The following is a 9,774-nucleotide window of genomic DNA, read 5'->3' as shown; positions in this document are numbered from 1 at the left end:
GCATTAATTGAAAGTGAGGAGAGATTGCATCTTATCATAGAGAATTCTCCTGTAGGAATTTGTACAGTTGATTTGTTAGGTAATTTTATTTCAACGAATGTGCCTTATGAGAAGATGCTTGGCTACTCAAAAGAAGAGCTTAGTAAATTATCTTTTTTTGATATAACCCATCCAGATTATCATCCTGAAAATAAAGAACTATTCCAAAAAATGTTTTCACTAGAAGCAGATGGCTTCGATATGGAAAAAGTATATATTTGTAAAGATGCTAAAGAAATTAATGTTAGTGTACATATTACAGGAATAAATGATGAGCATGGCAAGAGAGAATTTGGAATCGCATTTGTAGAAGATATCACAGAAAAAAAACGTAACCTTATCTTATTACAAGAGAAGAAAAATGAGTTAGAGACAATAATCCAAGAAGCGCCGAATCCAATGATATTACATGAAGAAGGGGGAAAGATACTTATGCTTAATCAAGCATGGATTGTTTCTTCTGGTTTTTCCTTGGAAGATACACCAACGATTGATGATTGGGTAGATCACATCTATGATGATAAAGAAAGTAGAATATTTACAAAAGAACATATACATTCACTTTATAATATTACTGACAAAGTAGATGAGGGTGAGTTTACTTTTTTAAATAAAAATAGAGACTTCATTACTTGGCAGGTCAATTCAGCACCTCTTGGAGTAATCAATGGCAAACGTAGGCTTGTCTCATCAGCGATGGACATTACAGAACTAAAACACAAAGATGAGATGCTAATTAATCAATCACGCCATGCAGCTATGGGAGAGATGATAGGAATGATAGCGCATCAATGGAGACAGCCACTTTCCAATATATCCATGGACGTAAATAATATGTTGCTAGATATTGCAATAGGAGAATTGAGTACGATTAGAGTTGAAGAGTATGCAAATAGCATTTCTGCACAAACACAGAATTTATCGGAAACAATAAATGATTTTAGGAACTTCTTTAAACCAGATAAAGTAATCTCAAAAGTTAATATTAAAGATGTGCTAGATAAAACTTTATCGGTTGTAGAAGATAGTCTAAGAAATAATAATATAGAACTCAAAAGCACTTTTGAGACAGATACAGAAGTTAATGCCTATCCAAGAGAGTTGATGCAAGTGTTTGTTAATGTCATTACTAATTCCAAAGATGCATTAATATCCAATAGGATTAAAGATGCGCTAATAAATGTTAGAGTGTATGAAGATAAGGAATATATAAATACAGAGATATGTGATAATGGTAGAGGAATAGATAGTGAAATATTGCCAAAGGTATTTGATCCATATTTTTCAACAAAAGATGTAAAGACTGGAACAGGCTTAGGACTCTATATGAGTAAGATGATTATTGAAGAGCATCTTAATGGTATACTTGAAGTACAGAGTAACGGTAATAGTACGTGTTTTACTATTAGATTATTAAAAAAGAATCTGGAAGGATAAATATAATGGACAATGGTAAAACAAAAAATATAAATGAATTAATAAAAAAAGCAAAAAATATATCTATTCTTTATGCTGAAGACGAAAAACTTTTACGTGAGAGAACAGCTTCATTTTTTAAAAAAATATTTGCAGATGTTGATGTTGCTGTAGATGGTAGAGAAGCCTTGGATAAGTATATGATTAATAAATATGACATAGTTATAACTGATATTGAGATGCCAAATATGGATGGTCTCGAATTAATTAATAATATTCGAAAGCTTAATAAAGAACAAGAAATTATAATAAACTCCGCATATACTGAAACAGAATTTAGAAGTGAAGCTAATAAATATAATGTGACAAAATACATTAGAAAACCAATTGAAATAAATGAAATAATAAAAATTTTAGGTGAGTATATAGATAAAATAAATTTACTTTCTAAGAAAGACAATGGTAGATAATAAAATACAAATAGAAGTTAAATCACTAAAGTCAAAAGCAAAAGGCATATCTCTTCTTTATGTAGAGGATGAGAAACTTTTACGTGAAAAGACAGCTTCTTTTTTAAATAAAATATTTACTCATCTTGATATTGCCATTGATGGCAAGGCGGGTTTAGAGAAATATCTTCAAAGACAATATGACATAGTCATTACAGATGTTCTTATGCCAAATATGAATGGTTTAGAATTAATCAGTAATATCCGTGAACATAATGAAAAGCAAGAAATTATTATAATTTCTGCATACGCAGAGCTATCATACTTAATAGATTCCATAAAACTTGGTGTTACCGGTTATCTTATTAAACCATTGGACCTGCTAGATGTTATTAGAGTACTTAATCAATCTGTTGAGAAGATACAAGCATTTCGTAAAGTTGAAATGTATCAAAAAAAACTTGAAGAGATGGTTGATAAAAGAACAAAAGAAATTGTAGAATTACAAAAGAAACAACTCATTAATTATGAGTATGCAATTGGGTCATTAGTTAAAATGATGGAATTAAGAGATACCTATACTAGTGGACATGGGGAACGCGTTGCAAAATATTCAAAAGAGATTGCAAAAAAGATAGGATGTTCAGAGGAAGAATGTAATTTAATATATCAAGCAGGAATATTACACGATATTGGAAAAATAATTACACCAGACTCTATTTTACTAAAACCTGGAAAATTAACTGAAGCGGAATATTCTTTAATTAAAGAACATGTTACTGTAGGGTATGAGATACTTCATGAGGTGCCAATGTATAAACATCTTGCAGATATAGTATATTCGCATCATGAGGATTATGATGGAGGTGGTTATCCACGATCTTTAAAAGGCAATGAAATCCCATTGTTTTCTCGAATTTTGGCAATAGCCGACACATTTGATGCTATAACAACAAGTCGAATATATAAAAATAAGAAAAATATTTCCCAAGCGATAAAAGAACTCAAAGAACTTGCTGGCACACGCTATGATCCAAGTCTGATTGATAGTGCTATTCATGTTTTTCAAGCGGTTGATCTTAATGAATCAGTAAGTCAAAATCCTAAGTCACATATCGATGATGAACGTTTTGCATACTTTTTTAAAGACCCTTTAACAAAAGTTTATAACAATGATTATCTCGATTTTATATTAAGTAAAAATATAGGTGCAAAAAATTTCGAATGTTGCAATATAATATATCTTCAAAACTTTACCGCTTATAACAGAAAGCATGGATGGAATAGGGGAGATATATTCTTAAAAGATTTTGCTGACTACTTACAATCTGAGTTTAGTGATTCACATATTTTTCGTATTTTTGGAGATGATTTTTTTCTCTTAAATAATACGCATCAAGATCTTAATTTAGATAAGATAAATGCGTCATACTTACTGAAAACTAGTAAATTACAATGTACTCATAAACATTTTGATTTAAGAGAAGTTAGTTTTGATAGTTACCAAACCTTCATAGAAAATATGAAAGTCCACTAAAGCAGAGAAACTATCTACGCTTTAGTACTTTTTTATTATATGCTTTTAAGATGAGTATTACCCCTAAAATACCGGCTATAAATGAAGCGAAGAAAATACCGAGTTTAACAGCATCTATAATGCTTTGATCTAAAAATGCAAGTTGTGTGATAAAAATGGACATGGTAAATCCGATACCACCTAAGAAACCAACAGCAATAACTTCATCCCAACCTAAATCATCAGGTTTTTTTACTAAGTGTAATTTTTGAGCTAAATAAGTAAAGCCAACAATTCCAATAGGTTTACCAACAATGAGTCCGAGAACTACACCGACTACAATCATTAAGTTTTGGGATACTGCTGAAAAGTCTAAGATTACACCAGCATTTGAGAATGCGAAGAGTGGCATAATGAAAAATGCAGACAAACCATGCAGTTGATGTTCTAGCTTTACCAAAGGATTTTGTACTTTATCATAGTTGTAAGCAATGTCTTCTAAGGCATCAATTTGATGATGATTTAAAATTGGGATAGTATCTATATGCTTTTCAAACTCTTCAACAGATTCATTTGTACTTTGTATAAAGTCTTTTTCATCAACTTTTGAACTTATTGGTATGGCAAAAGCAAGAAGTACCCCAGCTATAGTTGCATGAACACCAACAGAATGTATAAAAATCCATAGTGCAATTCCAAGAATTAAGTAAGGTAGTAACCTGGTAACCTTTTTGAAGTTTAATGCCCAAATCATTGCATAGACTAAACCTGCGTGTAGAAAATACTCAGCATGGATTTCATTTGTATAGACAGTTGCTACAACGATAACAGCACCTAAATCATCTACAACAGCAAGAGCTACTAAGAAGAGTTTTAAAGCAGGGTTTACCTTTTTACCAAGAAGCATTAAAATTCCCAAGGCAAAGGCTATGTCTGTAGCCATTGGGATACCAAAACCTTTAGGATCATCTATGTTAAAAGATACGTAAACTAAAGCAGGAATAACCATACCACCAATGGCAGCAACAATAGGAAAACTTGCCTTTTGTACAGAAGAGAGTTCACCGATTAAGAGTTCTCTTTTAATCTCTAGTCCAACCATTAAGAAAAAGAGAGCCATTAAGCCATCATTAATCCAGTGCATTAAGTCCATAGATATGGTATGTCCACCAAGTGTTACACCTAAAGCCATATGCCATAATTCAAAATAGCTCTCACTGAGTGCTGAATTGGCAACTATAACAGCAGCTAAAGTTGCAATAAAGAGTAAAACACCACTAAATGATTCGTCTTTTATAAATCGTTCTACGGTGTGTAAGTGTTGAGTCATTATAGTATCCTGTGATTTTATTGTAATTATTTTACCATATCTTTTAAATATTTCAATGATTCTATTCGTTATATTTAGTATTTTATAAATCTACAAGGATCATTCATGCAAAAGATATATAGTCTCAAATTATTTATTAAATTATTTAATATAATAATTTATTGTTAATTCTTTGTTAAAATTCTAAAAATAATTAAGGATTTTTTAAATGAAAAGTGCAGAAGAACTCAAAGAAAAACTTTTTCTCATTACAAAAGATAAACGATTTGAATTTAGTATGATGAGTGTTATTATCTTCTCCGCACTCGTAATAGGGGTACATACTTTTAATATAGACCCTATGCTAGAGCAGATATTATTATATGTTGATTATCTCATTACTGTGATCTTTGTTATCGAGATAAGTGTACGCATAGCTGCAGAAAAAAAAGTGAGTGATTTTTTTAAAGATGGATGGAATGTTTTTGATTTTATTATTGTGGCAGTAAGCATAATCCCAATAGATGAAAACTATGCAAATGTAGCACGACTCATTAGAATATTCAGAATGCTACGACTTATAACACTTCTTCCTGAACTCAAAGTTATTATTGGAGCACTGTTTAAATCAGCTAAGTCAATTGGATATGTAATGATACTTATGTTTATAATATTTTACGTATTTGCAGTTGTTGGTACTATACTTTTTGAAAACATGGAATCTGGTTTATGGCGTGATGTTGGGATAGCACTTCTCACGTTATTTAGAGTAATGACATTTGAAGATTGGACTGATGTTATGTATGAGACTATGGAAGTGTATCCTTGGAGTTGGGCATATTATCTTCTTTTTATTTTTTTAACAACATTTACATTTTTAAATATGATTATAGGGATTATCTTAGACACCCTTAATGAAGAACATAAAAAAGTAGAAAAAGAGAGTGTAGACGAAGAGAAGCTAATTATGCGTGAGATTTTAGAAAAAAATACAATCTTAGAAATAAAACTAGACCGACTTGAAAAGTTATTGAGTGAAAAATTTAGAATATAATTTCAAACCTTTGATTGTTACTAGTTTGCTACAATGGCGAAAATAAATTTTAGGAAATTCTCATGATTAAAAAAATTGTTATCGGTATTGTTATTATACTTGTAGGGATACAGTTCATTAGTGTGGACAAAACAAATCCACCGTTAGATGAAAAATTGACATTAAAAGCACCTGCACAAGTAATGGAAGTAATGAAGCAGAGTTGTTTTGATTGTCATTCAAATGAAACAAAATGGCCGTATTATGCAGATATTGCACCTATGTCTTTCGTTGTAGCTGATCATGTAAAAGATGCAAGACGTGCATTGAATTTTTCAAAGTGGAATGAAATTAGTGAAGAAATAAAAATACTAAGACTTAAACGCGCTATTGTCACGGTAAAGAATGGGATGATGGCACTTCCAAGTTATGTTTCTGCTCATGAAGAAGCAGAGCTTTCTAAAGAAGATAAAACTATCTTAATCACTTGGTTTGAAAGTGAATTAAAAACTCTTACTGGGGATAATAAAAATCATTTGTTTCAAGTAAAATAATTTTAGAAGATTAATTTTAATGAAAATGGAGAGCAATTAAAGTTTCTGAAATTTGCTCTTCCCTTTCTTCCCTTTTAAGGTAGATATTTATACTATTTCATGTATAATATTCTTAAACAAAGGTACTAACTATGATAAAACAGCTCTTTATAATTCTTCTTCTATCTTCTTGCATTTTTGCAGCTAATAATGGTATCCAAAATAGAGAACTTCCCCAGTCTGAAATGAAATCTCAAAATGAACATATTGCTAAGCTTGCTGCTTCAGAATTGTCAAAAACTTTGCCACAGCAAATTGATAAATTTACAAAACTTATAGATATAAAAGCAGATAAAGCTACTATTATATACATATATGAAATCAACATAGCACCTAAAAGTGATGCAACAGTAAAAAGTGAAGACCATACTAGAATGAAAGAAGCTGTTACTTTAGGTACATGTAGAAGCTCAAGACGTTTTTTAGAAGCTGATATACTCATAAGATATATATATACAAGTGCGACTACACAAGCGCAACTTTTTAAGTTTGATGTAAATCAGCAAAGTTGTTTTCAACTATAGCTAATGAGTAATATCGTATCTTCAAAAGTAGTTTTAAACTCTTTAGACTTCTTTTCATCCCTTAATGAAGAGCAACTTGAACTTCTTGCTTCCATATCTACCATAAATAGCTATGCAAAAGAGTATATACTTTACTATGAAAGAAAGGAAAGTGATACACTTTTATTTCTTCTCGATGGTTTAGCCAAAGCATATAAGATAGATAAACACAATAATGAAATATTTCTGTACTATATACATGAAAATTCACTAATATCAGAAATATCCAATAGCACACAAAACACTATATTCTCATTTTCAAATGTAAAACTGCTAAATGATTCGCAAATACTGAGTATTGATTATGCAAAATTTAACAAACTTTTTCTAAGCAACGGTATTCTTTGCTCCCAAGTTAGTAATGAAATAATTCTTAGGTCTCAACAATTGCAATCATTGATAAATAGAGAGTTTATATTCAACTCTGTAGCAAAAGTAGCGATGATATTGCACAATGATTTAAAAATATTTAACTCTCTTAAAAGAGCAGAAATTTCACTTATGCTTCATATTCAACCAGCGACTCTTTCTCGTGTATTAAATAGACTTAAAAGAAATAAGACAATAGATTCAGTAACTGGTAAAATAGTGATTTTAGACTATGAAGCTCTAGCAGATGCCTTTAAGGAATAATATATGAAACAAATTAAAATAACAGGTATATTTATATTTATAATATCTATCACTTTGGCAATATTATTCAACTATACTTCCAAGGACAATAGTTCCCATAATGACTTTGTAAACGAAATAAATAAACAAAAAGTATTTACTCAAGAGATATCAAAAAATATTTTTTATATATATAAAAATAAAGACTTCTCAACATCTCAGTTAGATAAATCAATAAAAGATTTTTTAAACTATATGAAACATAGTGAACGCACTCAAACACATAATCAAAAAACTATAACTTTATGGAATGAATTTTATTTGCATGTACAAAAGTTTAGAGATTACAGTAAAACAACTTCCACATATTCAAAAATATTGCTAGAGGATATTGTTAAAGATATTTACAACACAAATTTAAAATTATTTGTAGAGTTTGATAAACTTGTTGCAAGAGATGAAGTTCTTTTTCACATGAGAATAATGATACTTGAATATACGCAGTATATTTTATTTGTGGTACTAGTATTACTACTGATGTATATATTCACTCAGATAAGGAGTATTGTAGAGTTCGTACAAAAATTTATTTTTACATCAAAGTCGATTATAAATAATTCCACTATAAAGAATCTGCTACCGATTGAAATTGACAATAAAAGTATCGAAGTATCACAAGCAAAAGACAATTTTAATACTATTGTTCAAAAGATAAATACTTCAGTAGAACACTCCAGTAACTCTATAAAACACTCATATCAATCCTTAGAAACACTAGAACAACACATAGAAGAGTTGCTGGAATTAATCTACGCTATGAATGAAAATATAATTGATAAAGAACTTATAAAAAAAGAAGATGCTGTCATTCATTCACTTGAAGAATTAAGCTCAACTACAAGAGGATTGAAAAATTTAAAAAGTGATTTAGACAGCTTAATTTCTTACCAAAACACAAATAATACTTAAATATAGTAATTAGTTAATTAATTTGACCATAGTCAAATATATACTCTTAAAATTATAATACTATATATTCATTACTTTAGTAGTATTTAAACTCAAAGTAATTCTAAGGATAAAGTATGATTAAACATATTAGAAAGCTTACTTCGATTATTTTAGGTCTTTCTCTAGTTGCAACAGTTTCATTTGCAAGTGGTGAACTTCAAAAAGTAATGAAGGCAAGAGGCTTAAGCGAGAGAGATGTAGTTCGTGCAGCAAAAACTTATAACCCTACTGGTGGTAGAGATGAGTTCGTTGTATTTAGTTCTGGTGGTCAATCTGGACAAGTAATTGTTTATGGTGTTCCATCAATGAGAATATTAAAATATATTGCGGTATTTACTCCTGAACCATGGCAAGGTTATGGCTATGATGTAGAGAGCTTAAAAGTTTTAAGACAAGGTAATGTTCGTGGTAAAGAAATTAACTGGGGAGACACACATCACCCGGCACTTTCTGAAATTGAGGGTAAGTATGATGGTAGATGGTTAGCTATTAATGATAAAGCTAATCCTCGTATTGCTATTATAGATTTACATGACTTTGAAACTAAGCAAATTGTAGTTAACAAAGTATTTAAATCAGCTCACGGTGGTGCTTTCTTTACTCCAAATTCAGAGTTTATCATAGATGCTGCACAGTACGCTGCACCACTTGATAATAACTACCATGCTATCGAAGATTATAAAGAGTCATACCGTGGTGGTGTAACACTTTGGAAGTTTGACAATAAAAAAGGTAGAATCAACGAAAAAGCTTCTTTTACAGTTGAAATGCCTCCATATATGCAAGATTTATCAGATTCTGGTAAAGGTGTTTCTGATGGTTGGGGTTTTACAAACTCATTTAACTCTGAAATGTATACAGGTGGAATCGAAGTAGGTATGCCACCAAATGAAGCTGGTATGAGCAGAAATGATACTGACTTTTTACATGTGTATAACTGGAAGAAGTTAGCAGAAATTGCAAAAAACAAGAAAAATGTGAAAGTTATCAATGGACATAATGTTATTTCTATGGCTACAGCTGTAAAACATAATGCATTATTTTTGATTCCTGAACCAAAATCACCACACGGTGTTGATGTTTCTCCTGATGGAAAATACATTACTTATAATGGCCTGAATATCTAAGATAGGAATTCAGCAAAGTTAATTTCTAAAATAGATAAAATAGTATGAAATTAATGGAGATAACATGAGTCGTAAAAAAGGTCAAACCTATACTGCTGAACAAAAA

9 protein-coding genes and 1 pseudogene are annotated in these 9,774 nt (G+C 30.4%); 9 read left to right on the top strand and 1 reads right to left on the bottom strand.

Features of this window, described 5'->3' with window-relative positions; genetic code table 11:
- The 3 genes from ACI9TV_RS15035 to ACI9TV_RS15025 form a co-directional block, all read left to right on the top strand.
- The coding region (locus ACI9TV_RS15035; RefSeq protein ID WP_415251641.1) for a PAS domain S-box protein at nucleotides 1–1,476 on the top strand (1,476 nt) is incomplete at its 5' end.
- Nucleotides 1,477–1,481: 5 nt separating this feature from the next.
- Nucleotides 1,482–1,925, top strand: a complete 444-nt coding sequence (locus ACI9TV_RS15030) for a response regulator (protein WP_415251640.1) — start codon at nucleotides 1,482–1,484, stop codon at nucleotides 1,923–1,925.
- Entirely contained in the window at nucleotides 1,915–3,441 is a 1,527-nt protein-coding gene (locus tag ACI9TV_RS15025; RefSeq protein ID WP_415251639.1) for an HD domain-containing phosphohydrolase, read from the top strand. The genes ACI9TV_RS15030 and ACI9TV_RS15025 overlap by 11 nt, the downstream gene beginning before the upstream one ends.
- 10 nt (nucleotides 3,442–3,451) lie before the next feature.
- Here ACI9TV_RS15025 and nhaA read toward each other — a convergent pair whose 3' ends face one another.
- Nucleotides 3,452–4,750: a Na+/H+ antiporter NhaA gene (gene nhaA, locus ACI9TV_RS15020; RefSeq protein WP_415251638.1), complete on the bottom strand. Its 1,299-nt coding sequence runs from the start codon at nucleotides 4,748–4,750 to the stop codon at nucleotides 3,452–3,454.
- Nucleotides 4,751–4,958: 208 nt separating this feature from the next.
- On the opposite strand from nhaA, the gene ACI9TV_RS15015 reads away from it, so the two are divergent.
- From ACI9TV_RS15015 to ACI9TV_RS14990, 6 genes and pseudogenes are all read left to right on the top strand, one after another.
- A complete protein-coding gene (locus ACI9TV_RS15015) occupies nucleotides 4,959–5,783 on the top strand; it encodes an ion transporter (protein WP_415251637.1) in 825 nt (274 codons plus the stop codon).
- Nucleotides 5,784–5,845: 62 nt separating this feature from the next.
- Entirely contained in the window at nucleotides 5,846–6,316 is a 471-nt protein-coding gene (locus ACI9TV_RS15010) for a heme-binding domain-containing protein (protein ID WP_415251636.1), read from the top strand.
- Nucleotides 6,317–6,447: 131 nt separating this feature from the next.
- Complete coding sequence (locus tag ACI9TV_RS15005) at nucleotides 6,448–6,879, top strand: hypothetical protein (RefSeq protein ID WP_415251635.1); 432 nt, start codon at nucleotides 6,448–6,450, stop codon at nucleotides 6,877–6,879.
- A gap of 3 nt (nucleotides 6,880–6,882) precedes the next feature.
- Nucleotides 6,883–7,551 carry a Crp/Fnr family transcriptional regulator gene (locus ACI9TV_RS15000; protein ID WP_415251634.1) on the top strand — a complete coding sequence of 223 codons (669 nt, stop codon included), beginning with the start codon at nucleotides 6,883–6,885 and terminating at the stop codon, nucleotides 7,549–7,551.
- A gap of 3 nt (nucleotides 7,552–7,554) precedes the next feature.
- Nucleotides 7,555–8,499, top strand: coding sequence for a hypothetical protein (locus ACI9TV_RS14995; RefSeq protein WP_415251633.1), 945 nt, complete (start codon nucleotides 7,555–7,557; stop codon nucleotides 8,497–8,499).
- Nucleotides 8,500–8,615: 116 nt separating this feature from the next.
- Nucleotides 8,616–9,656 (top strand): annotated as a pseudogene (locus ACI9TV_RS14990) (cytochrome C); the annotation flags it as partial.
- Nucleotides 9,657–9,774 lie beyond the last annotated feature (118 nt).

The organism is Sulfurimonas sp., assembly GCF_047622445.1.
GTDB lineage: Bacteria > Campylobacterota > Campylobacteria > Campylobacterales > Sulfurimonadaceae > Sulfurimonas.
The sequence above is the reverse complement of the archived record's forward strand: the minus strand, read 5'-3'. Positions and strand labels throughout refer to the sequence as shown.